This is a genomic window from Canibacter zhoujuaniae (genome assembly GCF_011752005.1).
GTDB lineage: Bacteria > Actinomycetota > Actinomycetes > Actinomycetales > Microbacteriaceae > Canibacter > Canibacter zhoujuaniae.
In genome coordinates this window covers 25,583-49,326 of record NZ_JAAIJZ010000003.1, presented here as the reverse complement: position 1 = coordinate 49,326, position 23,744 = coordinate 25,583, and the positions used below count along the sequence as shown (strand labels likewise).

20 protein-coding genes and 1 other RNA gene are annotated in these 23,744 nt (G+C 54.6%); 16 read left to right on the top strand and 5 right to left on the bottom strand.

Going from position 1 to position 23,744, the window contains the following annotated elements; genetic code table 11:
• Nucleotides 1-38 precede the first annotated feature (38 nt).
• Entirely contained in the window at nt 39-422 is a 384-nt protein-coding gene (rplL, locus tag HCR00_RS05710) for a 50S ribosomal protein L7/L12 (RefSeq protein WP_166986956.1), read from the top strand.
• A gap of 96 nt (nt 423-518) precedes the next feature.
• An RNA gene (gene ffs, locus HCR00_RS05705) (signal recognition particle sRNA small type) lies at nt 519-616 on the top strand.
• Nucleotides 617-647: 31 nt separating this feature from the next.
• On the opposite strand, the gene HCR00_RS05700 is transcribed toward ffs, so the two are convergent.
• Nucleotides 648-1,859: an acetate/propionate family kinase gene (locus HCR00_RS05700; RefSeq protein ID WP_167143581.1), complete on the bottom strand. Its 1,212-nt coding sequence runs from the start codon at nt 1,857-1,859 to the stop codon at nt 648-650.
• Nucleotides 1,856-3,982, bottom strand: a complete 2,127-nt coding sequence (gene pta / locus HCR00_RS05695) for a phosphate acetyltransferase (RefSeq protein WP_167143579.1) — start codon at nt 3,980-3,982, stop codon at nt 1,856-1,858. The genes HCR00_RS05700 and pta overlap by 4 nt, the downstream gene beginning before the upstream one ends.
• A gap of 106 nt (nt 3,983-4,088) precedes the next feature.
• Here pta and HCR00_RS05690 point away from each other — a divergent pair, with 106 nt between their 5' ends.
• The 4 genes from HCR00_RS05690 (at nt 4,089) to HCR00_RS05675 (ending at nt 9,294) form a co-directional block, all read left to right on the top strand.
• A complete protein-coding gene (locus HCR00_RS05690; protein WP_167143576.1) occupies nt 4,089-6,245 on the top strand; it encodes a DNA polymerase III subunit gamma and tau in 2,157 nt (718 codons plus the stop codon).
• Between the two features lie 26 nt (nt 6,246-6,271).
• Nucleotides 6,272-6,868, top strand: a complete 597-nt coding sequence (gene recR, locus HCR00_RS05685; protein WP_167143573.1) for a recombination mediator RecR — start codon at nt 6,272-6,274, stop codon at nt 6,866-6,868.
• Nucleotides 6,869-6,933: 65 nt separating this feature from the next.
• Complete coding sequence (locus HCR00_RS05680; RefSeq protein WP_166986974.1) at nt 6,934-8,214, top strand: aspartate kinase; 1,281 nt, start codon at nt 6,934-6,936, stop codon at nt 8,212-8,214.
• A gap of 21 nt (nt 8,215-8,235) precedes the next feature.
• Nucleotides 8,236-9,294 carry an aspartate-semialdehyde dehydrogenase gene (locus HCR00_RS05675; RefSeq protein WP_167143570.1) on the top strand — a complete coding sequence of 353 codons (1,059 nt, stop codon included), beginning with the start codon at nt 8,236-8,238 and terminating at the stop codon, nt 9,292-9,294.
• Here HCR00_RS05675 and HCR00_RS05670 read toward each other — a convergent pair.
• Complete coding sequence (locus HCR00_RS05670) at nt 9,291-10,223, bottom strand: metallophosphoesterase (protein ID WP_166986980.1); 933 nt, start codon at nt 10,221-10,223, stop codon at nt 9,291-9,293. The genes HCR00_RS05675 and HCR00_RS05670 overlap by 4 nt on opposite strands.
• Nucleotides 10,224-10,233: 10 nt before the next feature.
• The gene (locus HCR00_RS05665; protein ID WP_166986984.1) at nt 10,234-12,822 is read right to left on the bottom strand and encodes a transglycosylase domain-containing protein; all 2,589 of its coding nucleotides are present in this window, start codon (nt 12,820-12,822) and stop codon (nt 10,234-10,236) included.
• Nucleotides 12,823-12,891: 69 nt separating this feature from the next.
• Between HCR00_RS05665 and sp36 the strand changes: the two genes are divergently transcribed.
• The 9 genes from sp36 to tmk all read left to right on the top strand — a co-directional run bounded on the left by sp36 (nt 12,892) and on the right by tmk (nt 20,252).
• The gene (sp36, locus tag HCR00_RS05660; RefSeq protein ID WP_243854570.1) at nt 12,892-13,074 is read left to right on the top strand and encodes a Sp36 family protein; all 183 of its coding nucleotides are present in this window, start codon (nt 12,892-12,894) and stop codon (nt 13,072-13,074) included.
• Between the two features lies 1 nt (nt 13,075).
• On the top strand, nt 13,076-13,549 hold the full coding sequence (locus HCR00_RS05655; protein WP_166986987.1) for a RidA family protein: 474 nt from the start codon (nt 13,076-13,078) through the stop codon (nt 13,547-13,549).
• Between the two features lie 169 nt (nt 13,550-13,718).
• Nucleotides 13,719-14,714 (top strand): TadA family conjugal transfer-associated ATPase, encoded by a 996-nt coding sequence (locus HCR00_RS05650; protein ID WP_166986990.1) that lies wholly within the window; start codon nt 13,719-13,721, stop codon nt 14,712-14,714.
• Nucleotides 14,702-15,652: a hypothetical protein gene (locus tag HCR00_RS05645; RefSeq protein WP_167143567.1), complete on the top strand. Its 951-nt coding sequence runs from the start codon at nt 14,702-14,704 to the stop codon at nt 15,650-15,652. Before HCR00_RS05650 ends, HCR00_RS05645 begins: the two co-directional genes overlap by 13 nt.
• 40 nt (nt 15,653-15,692) lie before the next feature.
• The gene (locus tag HCR00_RS07030; RefSeq protein WP_341747201.1) at nt 15,693-15,986 is read left to right on the top strand and encodes a DUF4244 domain-containing protein; all 294 of its coding nucleotides are present in this window, start codon (nt 15,693-15,695) and stop codon (nt 15,984-15,986) included.
• Between the two features lie 28 nt (nt 15,987-16,014).
• Entirely contained in the window at nt 16,015-16,386 is a 372-nt protein-coding gene (locus HCR00_RS05635) for a TadE/TadG family type IV pilus assembly protein (RefSeq protein ID WP_167143564.1), read from the top strand.
• A complete protein-coding gene (locus HCR00_RS05630) occupies nt 16,383-16,730 on the top strand; it encodes a helicase (protein WP_167143561.1) in 348 nt (115 codons plus the stop codon). Before HCR00_RS05635 ends, HCR00_RS05630 begins: the two co-directional genes overlap by 4 nt.
• Before the next feature lie 88 nt (nt 16,731-16,818).
• Nucleotides 16,819-19,593 (top strand): type I DNA topoisomerase, encoded by a 2,775-nt coding sequence (gene topA / locus HCR00_RS05625; RefSeq protein WP_167143558.1) that lies wholly within the window; start codon nt 16,819-16,821, stop codon nt 19,591-19,593.
• Nucleotides 19,594-19,619: 26 nt separating this feature from the next.
• A complete protein-coding gene (tmk, locus tag HCR00_RS05620) occupies nt 19,620-20,252 on the top strand; it encodes a dTMP kinase (RefSeq protein WP_167143556.1) in 633 nt (210 codons plus the stop codon).
• Nucleotides 20,253-20,361: 109 nt separating this feature from the next.
• Here tmk and purL read toward each other — a convergent pair whose 3' ends face one another.
• Nucleotides 20,362-22,674, bottom strand: a complete 2,313-nt coding sequence (gene purL / locus HCR00_RS05615; protein ID WP_167143553.1) for a phosphoribosylformylglycinamidine synthase subunit PurL — start codon at nt 22,672-22,674, stop codon at nt 20,362-20,364.
• 91 nt (nt 22,675-22,765) lie between these two features.
• Here purL and HCR00_RS05610 point away from each other — a divergent pair, with 91 nt between their 5' ends.
• Nucleotides 22,766-23,713 (top strand): hypothetical protein, encoded by a 948-nt coding sequence (locus HCR00_RS05610; protein ID WP_167143550.1) that lies wholly within the window; start codon nt 22,766-22,768, stop codon nt 23,711-23,713.
• Nucleotides 23,714-23,744: the final 31 nt, after the last annotated feature.

The window sequence follows — 23,744 nt, the reverse complement described above, 5'->3', positions numbered from 1 at the left end:
GTTCACAGTAGTGAGCGATAAATTCAAGGAGAAATAAAATGGCTAAGCTTTCAACCGAAGAGCTTATTGAGCAGTTCAAGGAGCTCACCCTCATCGAGCTCTCAGAGTTCGTAAAAGCATTCGAAGAGACCTTCGAGGTTTCAGCTGCAGCTCCAGTAGCAGTTGCTGCTGCACCTGCTGCAGGTGGCGACGCTCCTGCAGCTGAAGAGAAGACCGAGTTTGACGTTGTACTCGAGTCAGACGGCGGCTCAAAGGTTCCAGTTATTAAGGTTGTGCGTGAGCTCACCAGCCTCGGCCTCGGTGAGGCAAAGGCACTCGTAGAGTCAGCTCCAGCAACTGTTCTCGAAGGTGTTAAGAAGGAAGCAGCTGAGGAAGCAAAGACCAAGCTCGAAGAAGCTGGTGCTACCGTTAAGCTTGCTTAAGTTCTGTGTTAGTCACGCGCTCGTCGCGTAACTAACGACGCCCCGGGTTTCCTGTGTGTTGCCCGGGGCGTTTTGTATTGTTTCGGGTAGACTAAATACCGGCTCCTCGTGCGACGTTATCTTGGTTAACTCCCCCAGGGCAGAAATGCAGCAAGGGTACCTGAGCTCTGACGGGTGTGCGAGGGCCGTTTTGTTTCTGTGGAGCTCTTTCTAGAGCACCGCCGTTTATAGGTTTTCGAGACTCACAGATGAACCTGCCAGGGTGAATGCCTGCCTAGCGATTGCGAGCTCTTCATCGGTGGGGATTACTAAAATTTCAACCTGAGAATCAGCAGCGCTGATACGCCGCGCGCCAGTATTAGGAGCAGCGTTTAATTCAGGATCCAGCTTTAACCCAAAGTTTTCTAACCCGGCGCAAATCAGCTCGCGTGGCAGGCTTGCATTTTCTCCAACGCCAGCGGTGAATACGAGCGTATCCAAGCGACCAAGATCAAGCATATAGGCGCCTATATATTTGCGGACCCGGCGGGCATAGACATTAAGCGCCAAATTTGCTGCTTCATCTCCGGCAGCTGCGCGCCTAGTGACATCACGCATGTCAGCATCACCTGTCATGCCCAACAGACCACTGCGTTTATTAAGAATATTGTCAATTTCATCGACGCTGAACCCAGCTACTCGATTGAGATAAAAAATTATTGAGGGATCGAGGTCACCGGAGCGTGACCCCATAACAAGCCCTTCAAGCGGCGTCATTCCCATCGAGGTGTTGACAGATTTGCCGCCTTTTACTGCGCAGACACTAGCGCCGTTGCCGAGGTGCAGCACAATTTGGTTTAGGTCAGCAAGCGGCCGTTTCAGAAAATCAGCTGCCGCCTGCGACACAAACTGGTGACTTGTGCCATGAAAACCGTATCGGCGCACACTGTATTTTTCACTAATTTCCGCATCAATCGCGTAGCTGTATGCATCTTGAGGCATACTCTGATGAAATGCGGTATCAAACACCGCAACGTGCGGAGTGTTCGGAAACAGTGCGCGTGCCGCCTGTATGCCCGCGTGCTGGCCGGGATTGTGCAGTGGTGCAAGTGGTGCGAGCGCTAAAATACGTGCAGCAACCCGATCATCGATTAGCGTTGGCGCGATAAACTCTGCGCCACCCTGCACTACACGGTGCCCCACGACCGTTAGCTCGAGATCACCCAGCGGGGCGCCGGTCGCATCGAATGCCTCGCTCATCGCGGCGAATGCCTGTTCGTGATCCGCAATGGGGAGAGTGCTGTTGTAGGTTTGCGCCCCAGCCCTGTGATTGAGAGAGGCTGTAGGCTCACCGATCCGCTCTATTAGACCGCTTGCGATGCGTGTTTCAGTGGTGGCATCGATTAGCTGATACTTGAGTGAGGAAGAGCCGCTATTGACGACAAGAACCGTGCTCATTCCGTCTCCCCATTACCGGTTGTAGCTAATCCCGCCTGCACCGCGGTAATCGCGATAGTGTTCACAATATCGACAGTGGTTGCACCACGAGACAGATCATTAACCGGCTTGTTTAACCCTTGCAAAACCGGGCCGACTGCGATTGCAGCAGCCGAGCGTTGCACCGCTTTATAGGTGTTGTTACCGGTGTTGAGATCAGGAAAAATAAACACAGTTGCTCGCCCCGCAACCTCAGACCCTGGCAGTTTTGCTGCGCCGGTTGCGGGATCGCTAGCCGCATCGTATTGGATCGGTCCTTCGATAAGCAGGTCTGGGCGGCGTTCCTTAGCTAGCTTGGTGGCCGCCCGCACTTTATCAACATCAGCTCCATAACCCGACTCGCCGGTTGAGTAGGAGAGCATCGCGATACGCGGCTCAACTCCAAACTGTGCGGCTGTGTCTGCAGACGAGATTGCAATATCAGCAAGTTGTGCAGCAGTCGGATCGGGGTTAACCGCACAGTCCCCGTAAACCAACACCCGATCTGCAAGGGCCATGAAGAAAACGCTCGAAACAACAGAGGTGCCCGGTTTTGTTTTAATAATTTCGAAGCTTGGTTTAATTGTGTGGGCGGTTGTGTGCGCAGCGCCAGAGACCATTCCGTCTGCCAAACCCATATGCACCATCATCGTGCCGAAGTAGCTGACATCGGTGACGCGCTCGCGGGCGGTTTCTAGCGTGACGCCTTTGTGCGCACGCAGACGAGCGTATTCAGCAGCAAACTCTTCAACTAGGTCACTATTTTCGGGGTTGATGATCGCCACCTTAGACAGGTCTAGACCGAGCTCTCCAGCACGCCGACGCACCTCGGTTTCATCACCAAGAATTGTGAGCTGCGCAATGCCGCGAGACAGCGCAGTGCTCGCTGCGCGCAGCACCCGGTCATCGTTGCCCTCAGGAAGCACTATGTGGCTGCTCGTCGCAGACGCCCGCTCAAATAGGTCGTAGGCAAACATCAGCGGGGTGCGGACGTTTGAAGTATCCACCGCCAGCAAACGCTGCAGCTCGTCAACGTCAACGTGTGAGGTGAACAGCTCATAAACCGTGTCGAATTTACGCTGTGCGGTCTCTGAGAGAAGACCTCGAGCGCGGACGATAGCCTGCACTGTATCGAAGGTGCCGCTGTTTACACGGATAATCGGCAGGCTTGATTTGATGCCGTCGAGGAGCCGTTCAACATCGGGCACAAGCGGAAAATCACCGTTCATAACCACAGCAGCGATCGTGGGGAAAGTGGTTGCTTCGTGCGCCATAACTACCGCTAAGAGGGTTTCACTGCGATCTGCCGGCACAACGATGACGGCGCCCTCTGTGAGACGCCCGAGCACGTGCTCCATGTGCATACCGGCGATAACAATGCCGCGAATTTCTCGGTCAAGCAGCTCTGCGTCGCCGCGCACCAGAGTGCCACCAATCGAATTGAGCACTGTTGCAACACTTGGAGCAACAAGCAGTTCGTTTTCGGGGATTGCCCACACAGGAGAATTCGGCACCTCTTTTTGAACCGTGCTGATGATCTCGTCTAAGGTATTAGCGTCTGCCCGGTTAATAACTGTCGCAATATGGCGGGCGTGCGCCTCTTTTAGTTGCGTTAACGCGGAATCCACGGTTGAAGCCAGCTCGCGTGGGGTGCGCGCCGGTAGCTGCCCAAGGGTTTCTAGACCGCTTGCATCGCGCCCTCCGATAACCAGCAGCACCGGAGCGTCCAGATTTGCAGCAATTTTTGCGTTGAAAGCAAACTCCGTCGGAGCGGGAATATCTGTATAGTCGGATCCAACAATTACGACCGCGTCACACTTCGACTCAAGTTTCTTATAGCGTGAGACGATTTCCGACAGCGCTTGCTCAGGGTCATTGTGTGCTGCTTCGTAGGTGACGCCGATGCTCTCCTCATAGCTCAAATCGCTGTGCGCGGCAGCGATGAGCAGCTGTAACACCCGATCCTTAGTTTCGCCAGAGCGGATCAGCGGACGGAAAATACCCACCCGCGGTGTTTGTTTCAGCAGAGAATAGACAACTCCGAGTGCAACAGCGCTTTTTCCTGATCTGCCATCAACAGCGGTGAGATAAATTCGTGCGGTCACGCTTTAAGGGTAGCCGAGGTGTCATTAAAAATCATCGTAAATTTGCCTGTTAACAGCTTCCTTCCGGCCTTAGAAAGTCACAGTTGCGGCCGGTACGATAGATGACATGGCTACCGCACTATACCGACGCTACCGTCCCGAAAATTTCGCTGAGATGATCGGGCAACAGCATGTTACGGAGCCGCTGATGGCGGCTTTACGTAACGGTAAAGTGGGTCACGCCTACCTCTTTAGCGGGCCGCGCGGGTGCGGTAAAACAACTTCAGCCAGAGTGTTAGCGCGCTGCTTGAACTGCGCTGAGGGGCCGACAGATATGCCGTGCGGTAAGTGTCAGAGCTGTGTTGAGCTCAGCCGCACCGGGGGCGGCTCGATTGACGTAGTTGAGATAGACGCTGCAAGCCACGGTGGTGTTGATGACGCCCGCGATTTGCGTGAGCGTGCAACCTATGCGCCAGCACGCGACCGCTACAAAATATTCATCATCGATGAAGCTCACATGGTGACATCAGCGGGCTTTAACGCACTGCTAAAAATCGTGGAAGAGCCACCAGAGTATTTAAAGTTTATTTTTGCAACCACCGAACCTGAAAAGGTTTTGGGGACGATCCGCTCACGCACGCACCACTATCCGTTTCGGCTTATCGCGCCGGGCACACTCGGTGATTATGTGGAACAAATATGCCAGGCTGAGGGCGTAAATTTAGAGCCCGGAGTGCTTTCGCTATTAGTTCGTGCAGGCGGCGGATCTGCGCGCGATACCCTCTCAATTCTCGATCAGTTAATCGCCGGTAGTGACGGTGATACGGTTTCTGTGCAGCGTGCAACAGCGCTGCTCGGCTACACGAGCGCAGAGTTGATTAATGAAACAGTTTCAGCGCTCGCAGCGCGCGATGCGGCAGCCGCATTCAAGGTGATCGAGCGGGTTATTCAAACCGGGCAAGATCCGCGCCGCTTCACCGAAGATCTGCTCAACCGGATGCGCGACCTTATTGTCATCGCCGCAACGAGTGTGGAGGGCGCAGACAGTGTGTTTCGAGGCGAGTCGCAAGACACACTCACCGCCATGTTCACGCAGGCGCAGGCTTTTGCGCCAGCGGAGCTCTCTAACATTGCTGATACGGTGAGTGCGGGCCTTGACAGTATGGGTGGCGCAACCGCGCCGCGACTGCAGCTTGAGCTGTTAATTGCGCGCGCGCTCGCGGTGCCATCCGGCGGGGCAACCGGGGCTCTTCCCGCCGGTAGCGCTAGCATTCCCGCAGGCACTGCTGCGCGACAAGATACGCAGGCAGCAGCAGCGACTGCGCCCCTCCAAACCGGCACACCTTTTCCTGCTGCACAGCCTCCGCAGCAGGAAAAGCAGGCGACGCCACACTCTGGTGCGTCATCCGCAGGAGAGAGCCTTAATGCGCTCGCCGCTACCCGCGCTTTCTTGGCAGAGAGCGAGCCGGGCCGCACTGCAGAGCTTGCTCCCGAAGCCCAAACAGCAGCGGTATCGTCAGAGAATGCCGCAGATGTGCGCGCAAATCTCAAAGCTCAGATGCAGCGAATTGAACAGGCCCCACCCTCAACTGAGTTTTTGCGTGATACCGCAACAGCACAACCCGAGACAGCCGGCGCAGACCTTGAAGGCGACGCACTCTATGCGGTCTGGGGCGAAGTGCTTGAAGAACTAGCAGTGGGGGATGAAACCGTTTTTCGTGCCGCAAATCTTGCGGTGCCACTGCGCCTCAAAGAGGAGAAATTTACCGTCGGTTTTCGTAGCCCCCACGATCTGCAAACCTTTAGGAGCACGGCTGCAACAGCGGTGCGAGACATTCTTGAGGGTGCTCTGGGGTTTACGGTTGGTTTTGTTCCGCAGCCGATTGCTGCAGATCATCCAGCGCCACCGATTCCGGGTATTCGTGACAGCTCCGAGCCTGAGGAGCCTTCTCCCGCGGGTAATTTGGTTACCGCAGAAGCATTGGTTAAAGCAGCGCTTAACGCGCCCTCAGCTAATGCTGGCAAGATACAGGCAGAGCCCGCTGAGTCTGCTGATCCCGCTGAGCAGATAGCTGCACCTCAACCACCCGCCACTGACCGCTCACCCGCGATACAGCCCCAACCAGCACAGCAAGAGCAGGCGCAGCACGAGCAGACCCAGCAGCGAGTAGTGACTGAGAACGAATCTGACGACACGACAGAGAAGGCCAACGCTCTCCCAGATATCGAGCGGTACGGTGAAGCTGTTGTGCGTCAGATCCTGAACCCGACAGTGCTCGACTAACCCCCGCGTGAAGGTGAAACCAATTTATGTATGACGGCATTATTCAAGAACTTATTGATGAATTCGGTAAGTTGCCCGGTATCGGGCCAAAATCTGCGCAGCGCATAACCTTCCACGTTGTGCAAACAGAAAGCTACAATCCCAAACGGCTTGGTGAGTTGCTTGCGCAAGTGCGGGATAAGGTCAAGTTTTGCCGTGTTTGCAAAAACGTCACCGAGGCGGAAGTGTGCAGTATTTGTCTCGATGAACGCCGCGATCCAACCCTAATCTGCGTTGTGGAAGAGCCGAAAGACGTTGTGGCGATTGAGCGCACGCGGCAGTTCCGCGGTCGCTATCACGTGTTGGGTGGTGCTATCAGCCCGATCGACGGTATCGGCCCGGACGATTTGAGCATCGCAGAACTGATGCAGCGACTCGCAAGCGGAGAAGTGCAGGAAGTTATTATTGCCACCGACCCGAACCTTGAGGGGGAAGCTACTGCCGCCTATCTCTCGCGGATGCTGAACTCAATGCAGATACCTGTGTCACGTCTCGCATCCGGTCTGCCAGTCGGCGGAGACCTTGAGTTTGCCGATGAAGTAACGCTCGGGCGCGCATTTGAGGGGCGCACAAAACTGTCCTAACAATACACAGTAAATACAGATAAACTGAGTAAGTTAGTCCTCATACTCGCTAGCAAGGAGTTGCAGTGGCACTTGTTGTGCAGAAGTTCGGTGGTTCGTCAGTTGCTGACGCCGAGAGCATTAAGCGTGTCGCTAAACGCATTGTAGACACTCGACGCGCTGGCAATGATGTGGTTGTCGCGGTGAGTGCGATGGGGGACACAACCGACGAGCTACTCGATTTAGCCAATGAGGTGACGCCGATACAAGATCCGCGCGAGCTCGATATGCTGCTCACCGCCGGAGAACGCATCTCCATGGCGCTGTTGGCGATGGCGATTAAGGCGCAGGGCTTAAACGCAGTATCATTTACCGGCAGCCAGGCTGGCATGCTGACCGACGGAAAATACGGGGCGGCAAAGATCGTTAGCGTCACCCCAGGCAGAGTGCAGAAGGCGCTCGAGCAGGGTGCGATTGCGATTGTTGCGGGCTTCCAAGGGTTTAATCAGGGCACCGGCGATGTCACCACCCTCGGGCGGGGCGGATCAGACACAACCGCGGTTGCTTTGGCTGCTGCTCTAAAAGCAGACGTTTGTGAAATTTACACCGATGTTGACGGTGTGTTTACAGCGGATCCACGCGTTGTGCCACTGGCGCGCAAACTTGATGCAATAACCAGCGAAGAAATGCTTGAGCTTGCCGCAGCGGGTGCGAAGGTGCTCCACTTGCGTGCTGTGGAGTTCGCGCGCCGGCACGGTGTGACCTTGCACGTCCGATCATCATTCGCAGGCCACCAAGGCACTTTTGTTTACGACCCAGAGCAGGGTATCCCGGAAGGAATCACCATGGAAGAGCCAATTATCGCCGGTGTCGCAGCTGAAAAAAATGACGCAAAAATTACCGTCGTCGGTGTTCCCGATGCACCGGGACTGGCCGCACAGATCTTTACAATCGTCGCTAAGACTAACGCCAACGTTGATATGATCGTGCAAAATGTTTCACACGCCGCTGAGGTGCCGCGCACGGATATCAGCTTTACTGTGCCAGTAGAGCAGGGGCGCACAGTTGTTAACGCACTGCAGGCAGAGCAGGAAACGCTCGGTTTTGAAGCACTGCAGTATGACGATCAGATCGCGAAGATCGCACTCGTGGGCGCTGGTATGCGCACAAATTCGGGTGTTTCTGCAAAACTGTTCAAGGCACTCTACGAAGCGGGTATTAACATCGAGATGATTTCCACCTCAGAAATCCGTATTTCGGTTGTAACGCGTGCCGACATGCTCGAGGAAGCGCAGCGTGTTTTGCACACAGCGTTCGGTCTAGATGCCGAAGAAGAAGCTACCGTTTACGCAGGCACCGGCCGCTAAAAGTTTTTGAAGGGTAAGAAAATGTCAGCAAATCTCTCAGTCGCTGTTGTTGGCGCAACCGGTCAGGTTGGCGGCGTGATGCGAGATCTGTTAGCCAAGAGCGATATCCCGCTGGGATCTGTGCGGTTGTTTTCAAGCGCCCGCTCGGCTGGCTCAGAGATCGAATTTAAGGGCTCACCAATTGTCGTAGAAGATATCGCAACAGCCGACTTTTCGGGCATAGATATCGCACTGTTTTCAGCTGGCGGCGCAGCTTCAAAAGAGTACGCTCCGAAGTTTGCAGCAGCTGGCGCCACAGTGATTGACAACTCAAGTGCCTGGCGCCTTGATCCCGAAGTGCCGTTGGTTGTCAGCGAGGTGAACCCTCACGCAATCGCAGAGGCCAAGAAGGGCATTATCGCAAACCCAAACTGCACCACAATGGCTGCGATGCCTGTGCTGCGCCCGCTGCATAAAAAAGCTGGGCTTGAACGACTGCGGGTTGCAACATATCAGGCAGTGAGCGGATCAGGGCTTGCCGGTGTGCAGGAATTATACGGGCAGACCGCAGCACTGATTGAATCAGGGATCGCGACCGACCTTGTTTACGATGGACACACTGACGCTACTCCAACGCCAGCGGTTTACGTTGCTCCAATCGCCGCGAATGCTGTGCCGATTGCGGGCAACCTTGTCGATGACGGCACGGGTGAAACTGATGAAGAGCAGAAGCTTCGCAACGAGAGTCGAAAAATTCTAGAAATTCCAGATTTGCTGGTAGCCGGCACATGCGTGCGCGTACCGGTATTTTCCGGGCATTCCCTGGTGATTCACGCAGAGTTTACAAACGATATAACCTGTGAAGAGGCGAGTGAACTTCTCGCTGCTGCGCCAGGAGTTGAGCTGCGCGACGTGCCAACCCCACGCGCTGCGGCGGGTATTAACCCGAGCCTGGTTGGGCGTATTCGCAAGGATCAGAGCGTAGACGGCGACCGCGGTCTGGTGCTCTTTATTGCGAATGACAACCTGCGCAAGGGAGCTGCCTTAAATGCGGTGCAGATCGCTGAGCTTGTTGCACAGCAGAAGCTGACTGCAGCTTAAACGAGTGTAAGCAGTGAGATCTCGGGCCGGCAAGCAAATCTTGCCGGGGCCGTGATCGCTGTTCCCAGCCCCGCAGAAACGTTAAGAAATGCCGCGTTTTGCGCGGTATACCAGACGCTCAACCCGCGTGCTTGCGCGTTCGGCAGATCGCTGTTTGAGGTCAGCGCTCCAAACCCTGGAATGCGCAGCTGACCGCCGTGGGTGTGTCCTGCAAAAATTAGCTGTGCGCCACGATCTGTAAGCTCATTCAGTGAGTTCGCGTATGGGGCGTGCACAACACCGAAACGCAGCGCAGAACCACGCTGGTGCGATATCTCGTTTTCTTTCAGATTCGCCTCTAGAGCTGCAGTATCGTCAAGTTTTATATGCGGATCACCAAGACCCAGCCACTCGATTTCGTGCTCTCCCACATGTGAGCGTGCGGATCGGTTGTTTAGGTTCAGCGCACCGAGATCTTCAAGCATCGCAGTCAGACGGTCGTTGTCAATGTCTGGCTGTTTTTTGGTTTTTTTAGCTGTGTGGGGTTTCAGATACTTCAGCGGGTTCTTAAAAACTGGGCCGTAGTAGTCATTTGAGCCGTGCACAAAAACTGTGGTTTCTGCGGCTTCAATAAGGGGTTTTAGAGCGTAGCGGACGGCCTCAATTGATTCTTTGTGGCCGGTTAGATCTCCGGTTAGCACAACAATATCCGGCTGCAAGCTAGCCTGCTGGCGCAGCCAGTCGATTTTGCGATCCTGCCACGGCGCAAGGTGCAGATCAGAGATATGCGCTACCCGCAGTGGTGCTGCACCGGATGGCAATACAGCTACCTCTTTTTGCCGCACAGCAAAAAGGTTGCGTTCAATTACGGTTGCCCAGGTTGCGGCAGCCGCGCCGGTTATACCGGCTGCAAGCACTGTTTTTGTAAAACTGTTTAGCGATTTATTCATATGTTTGGTGCTAGCAGTCGAGGGTTAGAACTACCCTGCTACGGGTGGTTGCTTCAGAGCCTTCTGCAGGTGACACAGATACAACCGTTTTTTCGGGATTCGGAGAAGCATCTGTCTTGCACTGCATAAAGACATCGTTGTATCCGGCAGCGTCTAGGACGTTAGCCGCGTTTTGTGCGGTGCCGTCGATCAAGCCACCAGGAATGGTTGGCAGCTTCACTTTACCGCTGGAAGGGTAGAGAGTGATCAGCGATCCGGAAGGAGCCTGCGTGCCGCCAGCTGGTGCGGTGCGCACGATGTTTCCCTCCGGAACTTCTGAATCCTCTTCAGGAGCTACAGAGACCTGGAAGCCCGCAGCGGTGAGCACCCTGCGTGCCTCGTCTACACTTCGTCCGTCTACGTTCGGCACTTCTTCAGTTATTTGGCGCACGCTTGCATCACTTGGGCCGGGGAAGCGATCGCCACCCCATATTGCGTCAGCACTGTTTGTAATACCCGCAAAGATATTTGTTGTGATGCGGTAGAGGCCGGCCTCAAAGAGGCTGACGTCTCCGCGTACGTTACCGCTCCAAACAGCTGTGGTTACATTGCTGTTGCCGCCTACCCACCAGTCGTCTTTGTAGTTATCGGTGGTGCCTGTTTTACCGAAGCGTGGTATTCCGGTCGGTGAGAGGGCAGGGCGACCCAGGCCGTTAGTCATATAGTGCTCTAGGCCGTAGAGGGTGGTGTTTGCAACATCAGGTGAGATGGACTGACGGCAAGAGCTTTGCGTGAAGTCAACAGCCGCATCTTCAGAGTCTGTGATTGCCTCAATTGGCACTGGCGTGCAGACAACACCACCGTTTGCAAAGCCAGCGTAAGCGGCAGCAACGGTGATAGGCGCTACTTCGTCATTGCCGTTGTAAACACCCGATGGCACACGAGCAAGATTGCGAGTGCCATAGTTTGGCTGCTCTGGGTTTGGGTTCTCAATCGCGCGGTGCATACCCATGCTCTCTGCGAGATCGTAGATGCCGCACAGGTCCATCTGTTTGGTCATCGACACAAAACCACCGTTAAGTGACTGATCAAGCGCAATTAGAGGCGTGCCGTATGAGTTACCGCGGTTGTTGTCGTTCTGGAATTTGAAGGTGCCGTATCCATAAACTCCGCCATCTACACAGCTTGCGCGGAAGTCCTGCTCGCGTTCGGTGCGACCACCAGCCATGTTCACGCGCTCATGCATTGAATGGCCGTTGCGGATCCATTCGGCGAAGGTAAACGCCTTTACGACCGAACCGTACTGGAAGCCGGAGGATCCTCCATATTCGTAATCAGTGTTGAAGTTGATACTCGTGTAATCAGGGTTTTCTTCGAGTTCAGGATCCTGGGTAAACGTCTTGTTCTGCACCATCGCCAGAACCTTACCCGTGTCGTTGTCAAGAGTTACAGCTGCGCTACCGTAGTCGATGCCCGGAGCGCTTGCTGGCGCATTATTGCGCATTGCCTCTAATGCTGCTTGCTGCAGGTCGAGATTGATTGTGGTGAAGATGTTGAATCCACCGTTTTGGAAACGGAACCAGCGCTCTTCAACGTTTTCGCCAAACTTTTTGTCATTCTGAATGTAGCGGGTGACGTAGTCACAGAAAGTGCCGAGACCCCGGCTTTCTGCCATCACACAGCCACTTTCAGGAACAGAGAGATTCACTTCGATTGGAGTCTCGATGTATTGCGCGTGCTCTTCTTTCGTGATCATCCCTTCACGCAGCATTGAGTTAATGATTTTATTGCGACGTTCTTTGTTGCGCTCGTGATTATCGGGGTTCGCTAGACTCAGCGCTGACGGAGAGTTTACAATCGCGATCAGGCTTGCTGCCTCTGGAACAGTTAGATCCGCAGCTGATTTCGAGTAGTAGGCGCGGGCAGCTGCTTCGATACCGTAGGTTTGACCACCGTAGTTGGCAATGTTTAGGTAACCGAGCAGAATATCCTGCTTAGAATATTTTTTCTCGAGTGAGATAGCCAGCCGCATCTCTTTCAATTTGCGGTCTAGATCCTGGCGGGTTGCGTTGTAGTATGCCTTTTCGCGTTCTTCCTTGTTCGGGAGCATCTCAGCTTCCTGAATCAGGATATTGCGGACGTACTGCATCGAAATTGTTGAAGCACCAGAATCATTGGAGCTTGTGACATTTTGTACGACAGCACGCGCAGCCGCGATAATATCAACCCCGCCGTGGTGATAAAAACGCGGGTCCTCTTCTGCAACAGCGGCGTTTTTAACGTTGTCACTAATTTGATCCCAGCCGACCATCTGGCGATTTTGGGCATAAAAACGTGCGAGCAGCACGTTGTTGCCGTCTTTGTCTTTTGCGTAGATGTGTGATGGTTGTGAGAGTCTACCCGGATCGATGTGCGATGGCAGATTCTCAAAAAAACTAATAACGGAGCTTGTTGTGGCGCCGGTTAATGCGAGCGCGGGAGTCACAGCAACGGTGATTAGAAGACCCGCAATAACGCTCAGCGCGCCTGCGCCGAGCAGCCCGCCCAACATGCCACCGGGTGTCCGCCGGGCGAATTTACGGGTCTTTAAACGCTGAGAATTTGAAGACTGGTCGGTCATAGAATATAACTCTAGTCCGCGTAACTGAAAACCGGTGCGCGCGATGCAGACAGAACGGAGAACTATTTCGTGAGCGAAGCAGAAAATACGTCAGAAGTGGCGCCAAAATGGGAGTATTTTGTCACTCCGTTGCTATTACATAACGAAGCACAAATTTTGAATAACTGGGGAGCCCAGGGATGGGAACTGGTGCAAATTATTACCGGTCCTGCTGGCGGAAATGTAGCGTACTTGAAGAGAAAGGCCAACTAATATGGCGACGATTGAAACTCGAATTAAGGAACTCGGTTATGAAGTGCCTGAGGTGCCGGCACCGGTTGCTGCTTATGTGCCAGCGACCCGTGTCGGAAATTTTGTTTACACCAGCGGGCAACTGCCGAGCATAGCGGGTCAATTGCCGGAAACCGGAAAGGTTGGCGAGGGCGCAGGTTTCGTCTCTCCTGAGCGCGCCGCTGAACTTGCTGAAATTTGCGCCCTTAACGGTATCGCTGCTGCGCGCGGGGTGCTTGGTGACCTAGATAAGATTGTTCGCGTCGTAAAGGTGACCTGCTTTGTCGCATCTGATCCGAACTTTACCGGCCAGGCCGGAGTGGCCAACGGCGCTTCGCTCCTGCTGGGCAAGATTTTCGGTGATGCCGGAATCCATGTGCGCTCTGCAGTCGGTCTGACGGTGCTGCCGCTCGATGCGCCTGTTGAAATTGAGTTTGTCTTTGAGGTAGAGGATTAAACTCCCGCGCACCGTAACTTCCGCCCCCGTTGCAGTCGCCGTTGTAATTTCAGCTGCTGTTGCGGGGGCTTAGTTTGTAACAGCTTGTGGGTAACAGATATTTATACGGTTTATCCACAAATATTTTTTTGTTTGCGGGTCTGACAAATATGCGCGCTTCACTTGAAGCATGTCGTTTGATTCGATCCTTCAGGAGCAGCCACGCACCAGCACGCTTTCTGTTGCAACGCAGCGTGCGCTTGGCTGGCTACTGCCGCTCACAGAGGAGCCCGGCGTGCGCGATATCCTCGTGCGGGCTGAGAGCGCTGATAGCTGCAGCGTTTGGGTTGATGCGGGGAGCGGGCTTAGGCGCATTCAAGCACCTAAAATTGGGGCTGCGCAGTTGCGGGCGCAGGCTGTGGCGTTACTTGCGGCTGGTGGTCGGCAGCTTGATGAGTTGCGACCGTTACAGGATGCACATTTGGGCAATGGTATCCGCGTGCACGCAGCGCTCAGCCCTGTTGCAGCTTCTGGCCACTGCTTATCCATTCGAGTGCCTAGCAAAACCACACTCACCTTGGAAAACCTTGTTGCCGCTGGTTCCCTGACTGCTGCCGGGCATGCCCGCCTTGCAGAGGCTATTAGATGCCGTGAAAATGTTTTGATCGTTGGCGGCACCGGCAGCGGAAAAACTACTCTACTCGCTGCGCTGCTGCAGCAGGTGCCAGAATCAGAGCGCATTATTACGATTGAGGACGTTGCCGAGCTTCGCCCCGGTCACGCACACCATATCAGTCTTGAAACACGGGTTGCCAACAGCGAGATGGTTGGTGAAATAACGCTAGAAGTGCTGCTGCAGAATGCTCTGCGGATGCGGCCTGATCGTCTCGTGCTAGGCGAGTGCAGAGGGCCTGAGATAGCGACTCTGCTCTCAGCGTTGAACACCGGGCATGACGGCGGGGCGGGCACCCTGCACGCCTCAACTGTGGATGATGTGCCCGCTCGCGTTGAGGCATTAGGGGCATTAGCTGGCTTGGCTCCAACAGCGATTGCCAGACAGTTTGTGTCAGCGATTGATCTAATTGTGCATTTGGAGCGTGTGCAGAGTAAACACCGAGTTTCTAAATTCGGCGTGCCCTATCTAACAGATGCTGGCCTGTTGGGAGTGCGTGTATGCGTGCTGTAATACGAGAATTTGAGAGCGTAAAGCGTGAAGTCAGCACAGTGTTTGCGAGCGTCTGGCAGCGGCAAGCTGACAGAGCGCGATTGCTGATCACCGGTGATGAGACAGTGCTACGTCACGCGCTGCGAAAACTGCAACAGCAGAATCTAATGTTGCGCGCTGGGGTGCTCTCTGCCAGAGTCTCTGAAGCCCAGCCCTTTCAGCTGCCCACTCGGCGGGTGATAGCCCGTGAAATTGAGGCTCTGTACGCATGTTTAGACAGCGTCGCAACTGAGTCTGGCGCCCCGAGATCATTAGCGCTTGAATCCCTAAGCACAAACATTGCAGCACTGCTTGAATTGCGAAAACGGCGCAGACTGTTAGCGGCCGGCCCACAAGCTTCAATGTTTTTGATTGCACTACTGCCGGTGCTTGCGATTGCGGTTGGAGAGCTTTTAGGGTTTGCGCCACTTTCTGTGATGTTCACTCCAATCGGTGCTGTGCTTGCAGTGGCGGGATTTTCATTGCTTTTAGTTGGGGTGAGATGGTTGCGCAGAATGATTACCGCAACTCTGTCGAAGGAAAACCTTGTTGGTTTTGAATGTGAGCTTATGGTGCTAGCGCTTGCGGGAGGCATGCCGCTGCAAGCAGCGCAAAAATGCGTTGCTAATGCGATCCTCGAGAGCGGATCCACCTGGCTTAGTGTTGACCAGTTTGCGCCGCACGGCGCGGTTGCTGGGGCGCTGGTCACTGCTGAGCTGACATGCACCGGGGCAAACAGCATCTTACTTGCAAACGCTGCCGATTTGCGAAGAAAGTCGCTGGAGCAGCTGGAGATTGCAGCAGAGCAGCTCGGTGCAAAACTGCTTTTACCGATGGGACTCTGCGTGCTCCCGGCCTTTGTGCTCTTGGGGGTTGTCCCCGTGATTATTTCGATGCTGGGCCAGTGGAGTATTGGCTGATAAATCGTGCCTAATTCAACTCTCTATAGAAAGGAATTTCATGCAACGCCTAATTGAAAAAATTCGTAGTTTCCGCACTGCCGCACGTGTGCAAGGTCGCAAACTGAAACACATTATTAAACGTGGGAGTGATTTCACTGAGCGTGCTCGCATGCTACGTGACGCCCAGAGAACGGGTATTGCTTCTGACCGTGGTGCGGTCACGGCAGAATATGCGATTGTGATTATGGCTGCGGTGGCCTTCGCTGGGCTGTTAGTGGTGATTATGCGCAGCGGCACGGTGCAAGAGATGCTCACCAACCTGGTGCAGCAGGCGCTCGCCTCAGCGGGTTAACGCCGTAACCGATGCGAAGGAAACACCTATGAGTGAGCGAGTGGTCAAGAGAGCTGTTAGTCGGTGTAAGAGTTTTATTGCCGCAGACAGCGGCAGTGTTAGCGTTGAATTTGCCTTAATTTTGCCGGCTGTGGTGGCTCTTTTGGCCCTCGCAATCTCGGGAATACTAATTGTGTCGCAACAAACTACAGCGATATTTGTTGCCTCACAGGTAGCACGCGCTGAGGCCAGAGGAGATACTGCTTCGATAGGGGCGGGAATAGGCGATAACTTTACCGTGGTATCTCGCAGCGATGAAGGAATCTTTCACTGTGTAGAGGTGCAGGGTAGGGGAGTGGCGGGGCCGCTCAGTCATATTTTGACAACGGGCAAAAGCTGTGCGGTAAGGAGTGCAGAATGAGCGCCCCAACAACCGTCGCATTTGTCGCTGTGACCGCAGTAGTCGGGTTGGCGCTCACAGCAGCCGCGGGAGCGCAGGCAAATACGGTAGTTGCTGAGAGTGCTGCTGATAGCGCGGCGCTTGCTGCGGCTGACGCTGTTAACGGATTCACCGCATTAGATCCCTGCGACAGTGCCACTCAAACAGTGAACCGTATTGCGCGGGGAAGAAGAATTGCAAAACTGCAGTTAGTGGGGTGCGAAATAGAACCCGATCTGGGTGAGGCGACGGTGACAGTCTCATACACAGTGCTCGGGTTATCCCGTGAACTTAAGGCTCGGGCAGGCACACCTGAGAATTATTAGTTGGCGATCACAAATGTATTTATAGTAGTGTCTTGACTGAAAACCCCCAGACGCATCAACTACGGGTGTATTAAAAATAAGGAGCCAAGTGGCAGCCTCGAAAAAATTAGTTATCGTAGAGTCACCGACGAAAGCCCGCACTATCAGCGGTTTTCTTGGCAATGATTACGAAGTTATTGCATCGGTGGGGCACATTCGTGACCTCGCTGAGCCAGCGAGCCTGCCCGCAGAACTGAAACAGGGTGCGTTCGGAAAGTTTGCCGTTGATGTTGAGAACGGTTTTGAACCCTACTATTTGGTTGCCGACAATAAGAAAAAAACAGTTGCAGAGCTAAAACGTGCGATCAAGGGGGCAGACGAGCTGTGGCTCGCAACCGATGAAGACCGCGAGGGTGAAGCCATAGCGTGGCATCTCTTAGAGGTGCTGCAGCCTAAGATTCCGGTGCGCCGTATGGTATTTCACGAGATTACTAAAGAAGCCATCGATGCCGCTATTGAGAACACACGTGACATCGACACAAACCTTGTCGACGCACAAGAAACACGTCGAATACTCGACCGCCTCTACGGTTATGACATTTCACCTGTGCTGTGGCGCAAGGTTGCGCCACGCCTGTCAGCAGGTCGAGTGCAATCGGCTGCAACCCGTTTGGTGGTTGATCGGGAGCGCGAACGTATGGCTTTTGTTAGCGCTGATTATTGGTCAATCAATGCTGACTTTAGTGCGACTGCGGGGGGTGAAGCCTTTAACGCACGTTTATCAAAGTTAGACGGTGCACGGCTTGCTACCGGCCAGGATTTTAACGACAGCGGCAAACTGAAGCAGAAGAGCGCCAACGCACACTTGCTGTCTAAAGATGAAGCGCAACAGCTTGCAAGCACCCTAGCTGCGCAAGCGACCGTGTCTGCCCGCGAAACTAAACCCTATCGGAGACGACCTGCTGCCCCTTTCACAACCTCAACTCTGCAGCAGGAGGCTTCGCGCAAGCTCCGCCTCAGCTCACGACAGACTATGTCTTTAGCGCAGGCACTTTACGAAAATGGTTACATCACCTATATGCGTACAGATTCAACCAACCTCTCGGAGCAGGCGACAACCGCCGCCCGGAAGGTTGCAGTGAGCCTTTATGGTGCTGAGTCTGTGCCAGCTGCGCCAAGAGTCTACGCAAAGAAGTCTAAAGGCGCGCAGGAAGCTCACGAGGCTATCAGGCCGGCCGGTGCTGATTTTAAGCATCCGTCAGAGTTGGGTAACCTCACGCGCAGTGAGCAAGCTTTATACGACCTCATCTGGAAGCGCACAGTTGCCAGCCAGATGGCCGATGCAGCTGGTTCAACCGACACACTAACGCTTGGCACCTCAGCACAGATAAATAATAAGACTGTCGCGCTGGAGTTTTCAGCTAGCGGCACCGTGATTACCTTCCCCGGTTTCTTAGCGGCATATGAAGAGGGTAGCGACGATAAAGGGGCCGGTGAACAGCTAGAAACCCGGTTGCCGAAACTTGAGGTCTCCTCTCCTCTAGAGACACACAACCCAGAGGCGAAGCAGCACACTACAACCCCACCAGCCCGTTACACTGAGGCGAGCCTGACGAAACGTTTGGAAGAGTTGGGTATCGGTCGCCCTTCAACCTACGCAACGATCCTCTCAACGATTATGGATCGCGGATACGTCAATAAGAACGGCCAAGCCCTCGTGCCAAGCTGGATTGCATTTAGCGTTGTGCGTCTGCTTGAAGAGCACTTTGGTGAGCTTGTTGACTACGACTTCACCGCCACAATGGAGGAAGATCTTGACCGCATCGCAGCCGGTGAAGCTGACCGTGCTGCTTGGCTTGGAGACTTCTATTTCGGCACAGATTCACACCCCGGTTTGCGCGGTGTTGTAGATAATCTCGGTGAAATTGATGCGCGGGCTATCAACACCCTGCAGCTGACAGACACGATCGCACTGCGCAACGGCAGGTATGGTCCTTATCTAGAAGTGCTCGATGATAAGAGCAAGGTTGATGAGTCAGGCGAGATTAAGCCGCGCATAGTGAGCCTGCCAGAGGGAATAGCCCCTGACGAGCTTACGCCAGACAAAGCGAATGAGCTTGCAAACGCTGAACCCGTAGAGGATCGAGTGCTCGGCGTGCATCCGACAACCGGACGCAACATTGTTGCAAAGAGTGGCCGTTTTGGCCCTTATGTCACCGAACAGTTGCGTGACGGTGAGCAGCTGCCAAAGGGTGAGAAAGTCTTAACAGCTTCACTGTTTAAGACAATGACCCCAGAAACCGTTGATTTTGACACTGCGGTTGCGCTGCTGAGCCTGCCACGCACCGTTGGGCAGGCAGCAGACGGAGAAGACATTCTCGCGCAGAACGGTCGGTACGGCCCCTATTTGAAGAAAGGCTCTGAAACCCGCTCTCTGCCGAGTGAAGACGCTATTTTTGAAATAACACTCGCCGAGGCGGAGGAGCTGCTTGCACAGCCAAAGTATGGTGCGCGTAAGGCTAGCACCGCACTGCGTGAGTTTGCGGAAGATCCCACTAGCGGTAAGCCCATTAAGGTTAAAGACGGTCGTTTTGGCCCCTACATTACCGATGGCGTCACTAACGTGACGGTGCCGCGTGGTGAGAGCATCGATGAGTTAACCTTCGAGCGTGTGGTTGAACTCCTTGCTGTTAAACGCGCGAAAGGGCCGGCTAAACGCGGCGCAGCCAAAAAAGCACCCGCTAAGAAGGCTGCTGCGAAAAAAACCGCAACTAAAAAAGTGGTAGATCCGGCGCGTTCTGCCGCGGCGAAGAAAGCAGCAGCAACCCGTAAAGCCAACGCGGCCGCTAAGGCTGCAGCTGCAGCTGCAGCGGCGACTGAGTAAGCACTTAGGCAGTTAGCGTGTCTGTTATGGAATCCGGTATTTGGATAGTGCTTGAGGGCGGCGACGGTGCGGGGAAAAGCACCCAAGCGCGACACCTCGCTGAGCGCCTGCAAGGTTTAGGGTGGGATGCGATCCTCACACGCGAGCCGGGCGGCACCGACCTGGGTGCTAGGATCCGCGAACTTCTTTTACACGGTGAGCACGTAGATCCGCGTGCTGAAGCGCTGCTCTACGCAGCCGACCGCGCCCATCACATCGCTAATGTTGTGCAACCCGCGCTTGCCGCTGGGAAAGCGGTAATCCAAGACCGTTTTATCGACTCTTCTGTGGCCTATCAGGGGGCTGGAAGAGGTTTTTCACCGACAGAGATTCTTAGTCTAAATGGCTGGGCGGTTGCTGGTGCTCGGCCAGACCTTACTGTGTTACTCGATATCGATGCTGATGCATCACTGAGCAGAGCTGCTGCGCGTGGTGGCGAGTTGGATCGGCTGGAAGCGGCAGGATCTGAGTTTCATCGACAGGTGCGTGCTGGTTTTCTAGCGCAGGCGAAGGCGCAGACAGCAGCGGGCGCAAACTATTTGGTGTTAGATGCAACGAGCTCGCCTGAGAAACTCTCTGAGCAAATCTGGGCAGCTGTGTCTCAGCTGCTGAACTCTTAAATCTGTTTGAGCGCAGCGCACGGGTCTGTAGTTCTGCTGCGTTCGCCCATGGGGCACAGCAGAACTACAGGGATTACAGGCAGCAACCCCGTGCTATTAGAACGAGCGGTTAGCCACCAACTACCGGGCCGAAAACTGCAGGCAGAGTGCCACGGTGAGCGGTGCGTAGTTCCTCAAGATCGATTGAGAACTGATCCTGCACCTCAAGCGTCGCAGCATCACCCTTACGGTCGGTAACGCCGATGCGGAGCACAGGGTAGTTGCGACCCTCACACAGACCTTGGAACTTCACATCTTCCTCGCGCGGCACAGATACGAGCACACGCCCCTGACTCTCACTGAAAAGAGCAGTGGTGGCGTCAACCCCGTCACGACTGATAATTTCATCAAGCCAGACGCGAGCACCCACCCCAAACCGGAGTGTTCCATCGACAAGCGCTTGTGCTAGTCCGCCCTCAGACAGATCAACTGCGGCAGACATAATGCCCCCTTGGGTAGCGCTCTGCAGCAGCTCGGCAAGATTGCGCTCAGCGGCAAGATCAACAACCGGTGGTTTACCACCAAGGTGTGCATGCACGGCTTCGGCCCATGCTGAGCCGTCGAGCTCTTCACGTGTCACCCCGAGAAGGTAGAGATTTTCACCCTCATCCTGCCAGCCTGATGGAACGCGGCGCGCAACGTCGTCGATAATGCCGAGCACACCAACAACAGGGGTTGGGTGAATTGGTTTGTCGCCGGTCTGGTTGTAGAGCGAAACATTTCCGCCGGTGACCGGCACCTCCAGCGCAAGGCAGGCATCTGACAGGCCCTCAATAGCCTGCACCAGTTGCCACATCACTTCAGGGTTTTCGGGGCTTCCGAAATTTAGACAGTCGGTTACAGCGGTTGGCACTGCGCCGGTTGTAGCAACATTGCGGTATGCTTCCGCAAGCGCGAGCTGCGCGCCAGCGTAGGGATCAAGCTGACAGTAGCGTCCGTTTGCGTCGGTTGAGATAGCGACGCCGAGACCGCTCTCTTCATCAACACGAATCATGCCCGCGCCATCAGGGAACGACAGCGCAGTGTTACCGAGAACATAGGAGTCATACTGGTTTGTGATCCACTCCGGTGACGCCTGATTGGGGTGTGCGGTAACAGCTAACAGCTGTGCCCGCAGTTCGTTGCCGGATGCGGCTCGCTGCAGTGCTGATGCAGAATCTGCTTGGAGCGAATCAATCCAGTTTGGGTATGCAACCGGGCGATCGTAAACTGGGCCGTCAACAGCAACAGTGCGCGGGTCGACATTCACAATCTCTTCACCGCGCCAGTTGATTATCAGGCGGCCAGTGTCAGTGACCTCTCCGAGCACACTCGTCTCAACATCCCATTTCTTGGTCACTGCCAGGAAAGCGTCAAGCTTGGCAGGAGAAACAACCGCCATCATGCGCTCCTGAGATTCTGACATCAGAATCTCTTCGGCGGTGAGGTTCGGGTCGCGCAGCAGCACACTGTCGAGCTCAATGAACATGCCGCCGTCACCGTTGGCGGCGAGCTCTGAAGTTGCACAAGAAATGCCGGCAGCACCAAGATCTTGGATACCCTCAACAAGATCCTCTTTGAAAAGCTCCAGGCAGCACTCGATGAGCACCTTCTCGGCAAACGGGTCTCCCACCTGCACAGCAGGACGCTTGGTTGGGCCGCCCTCACTGAAGGTGTCAGATGCCAGAATTGACGCACCACCAATGCCATCACCGCCGGTGCGTGCACCAAAAAGCACCACTTTATTGCCAACACCTGACGCGTTTGCGAGGTGCAGATCCTCGTGGCGCAGCACGCCGACAGCGAGCGCATTTACAAGCGGGTTTGCCTGGTAGACACTGTCAAACACAGTTTCACCGCCGAGATTTGGCAGACCAAGACAGTTTGCGTATGAGCTGATTCCAGACACTACACCGTGCACAACTCGCGGAGTGTCTGCATGATTGATATCACCAAAACGCAGCTGATCCATAACCGCAACCGGGCGTGCACCCATAGAAATAATGTCACGGACGATGCCACCAACGCCTGTTGCAGCGCCCTGGAAAGGTTCGATATAAGACGGGTGGTTGTGGCTTTCCACCTTAAAGGTGACAGCCCAGCCCTCACCAACATCGATCACGCCGGCATTTTCACCCATGCCAACCAGCAGGCGCTCCCGCATCTTGTCGGTGACTTTTTTACCGAACATGCGAAGATACTTTTTTGACGACTTATACGAGCAGTGCTCAGACCACATTACTGAGTACATTGCTAGTTCGCCGCTGGTTGGGCGCCGACCGAGAATTGTACGGATTTTTTCGTACTCGTCACCGGTCAATCCGAGCTGATCGTAAGGCTGCACCTTTTCAGGGGTTGCAGCAGCGTTAGCGACGGTATCAGGGGCTGGAATGTGGTCGTTCACGTTTCTCCCAAAAGTTGGCTGATGCTCCAAATATTCTATCTGTTTTTGGGGTTATAAGCACTATCGAAGCTCACCGTTGTAAGGTGTAGCCATGAACGAAAATATTGAGGCACACGAGTTGGCAGCGTCGCAGGCAGCTCAGCCTGAAACAGGGCCGCAGTCCGCTCCAAACTCTGGCGGTCAGTTGGCGCAGCTGCCGCTAGCTGCAAAGATCAGTATTGTTCTGCTCATGCTTGCAGGTTTTATCGCCGTTGTGCCTTTGCTGCTGCAGTCACTCGATGTTGGATTTGGGCGAATTGTTTTCACACTCGGTGTAATTTCAATCTTTGTGACAGCTGTCACCACTGCTATCCTGCAGTCGCGCCAGGGCTCATGGTTACAGCTGCTAACACTGGTTAGCTCTGCGCTCGGCTTAGTCTTCGGTCTGCTCGTGCTCTGGGTGCCTAGTTACGGTTATTACGATTATGATTCTTACAGCCGCGTGGTTCCGCTCATAGCTGTTGGGCTAATGTTCCTTGTGGTGTGGGGGATCGCAATCGGCGTATTGCGTCTGGTGCGCGCTAAGAACGGCGAGGATACAACGCTGCAGCTGCGTAGTGCATTGGTTACAATTGCGCTGTTTTTTATCGCTGCGATCCTGACAGGTGTTGAGATTGTCGCTGATGTAGCTGGTTTCTACATGATATCTGGCTATCACAGCTGGACACTCGCTGCGCTGATTTTTGGAGCGGTGGGCGTGGGCATTACTGCTGTTTTGGTTACGGCGCTGCGGCCAGCGAAGCAGGCAGAAAAATCAGATTTAGGCACCTCGCAACCGATCTCGCATGAAACAGTAGCCACAGAATCAGAGCCGTCTATCACCGAGACCGCTGCGTCTGAAGGGGAGCTACCTGTGCCAGATGAGAACGGCTTGCTGCCCTGGCCGACCTTCGCAGACGGCACTCCGTTGCCGGCAGACGCTAACGGGCAGCCAGATTTCTCTGTCCCGGGGGCGCCGTATCCGCCGCATCTCCTCTTACAACAGCAGAATGAACAGTGATCTAAGCTGACTATGCGCTCCGGTGTGCATT

Coding starts and splice junctions, on each gene's coding strand:
- rplL (WP_166986956.1), top strand. CDS start 39: ATGGCTAAGCTTTCAACCGAAGAGCTTATTGAGCAGTTCAAGGAGCTC.
- HCR00_RS05700 (WP_167143581.1), bottom strand. CDS start 1,859: ATGAGCACGGTTCTTGTCGTCAATAGCGGCTCTTCCTCACTCAAGTAT.
- HCR00_RS05690 (WP_167143576.1), top strand. CDS start 4,089: ATGGCTACCGCACTATACCGACGCTACCGTCCCGAAAATTTCGCTGAG.
- recR (WP_167143573.1), top strand. CDS start 6,272: ATGTATGACGGCATTATTCAAGAACTTATTGATGAATTCGGTAAGTTG.
- HCR00_RS05675 (WP_167143570.1), top strand. CDS start 8,236: ATGTCAGCAAATCTCTCAGTCGCTGTTGTTGGCGCAACCGGTCAGGTT.
- HCR00_RS05670 (WP_166986980.1), bottom strand. CDS start 10,223: ATGAATAAATCGCTAAACAGTTTTACAAAAACAGTGCTTGCAGCCGGT.
- HCR00_RS05665 (WP_166986984.1), bottom strand. CDS start 12,822: ATGACCGACCAGTCTTCAAATTCTCAGCGTTTAAAGACCCGTAAATTC.
- HCR00_RS05655 (WP_166986987.1), top strand. CDS start 13,076: ATGGCGACGATTGAAACTCGAATTAAGGAACTCGGTTATGAAGTGCCT.
- HCR00_RS05650 (WP_166986990.1), top strand. CDS start 13,719: ATGTCGTTTGATTCGATCCTTCAGGAGCAGCCACGCACCAGCACGCTT.
- HCR00_RS05645 (WP_167143567.1), top strand. CDS start 14,702: ATGCGTGCTGTAATACGAGAATTTGAGAGCGTAAAGCGTGAAGTCAGC.
- HCR00_RS07030 (WP_341747201.1), top strand. CDS start 15,693: ATGCAACGCCTAATTGAAAAAATTCGTAGTTTCCGCACTGCCGCACGT.
- HCR00_RS05635 (WP_167143564.1), top strand. CDS start 16,015: ATGAGTGAGCGAGTGGTCAAGAGAGCTGTTAGTCGGTGTAAGAGTTTT.
- HCR00_RS05630 (WP_167143561.1), top strand. CDS start 16,383: ATGAGCGCCCCAACAACCGTCGCATTTGTCGCTGTGACCGCAGTAGTC.
- tmk (WP_167143556.1), top strand. CDS start 19,620: ATGGAATCCGGTATTTGGATAGTGCTTGAGGGCGGCGACGGTGCGGGG.
- HCR00_RS05610 (WP_167143550.1), top strand. CDS start 22,766: ATGAACGAAAATATTGAGGCACACGAGTTGGCAGCGTCGCAGGCAGCT.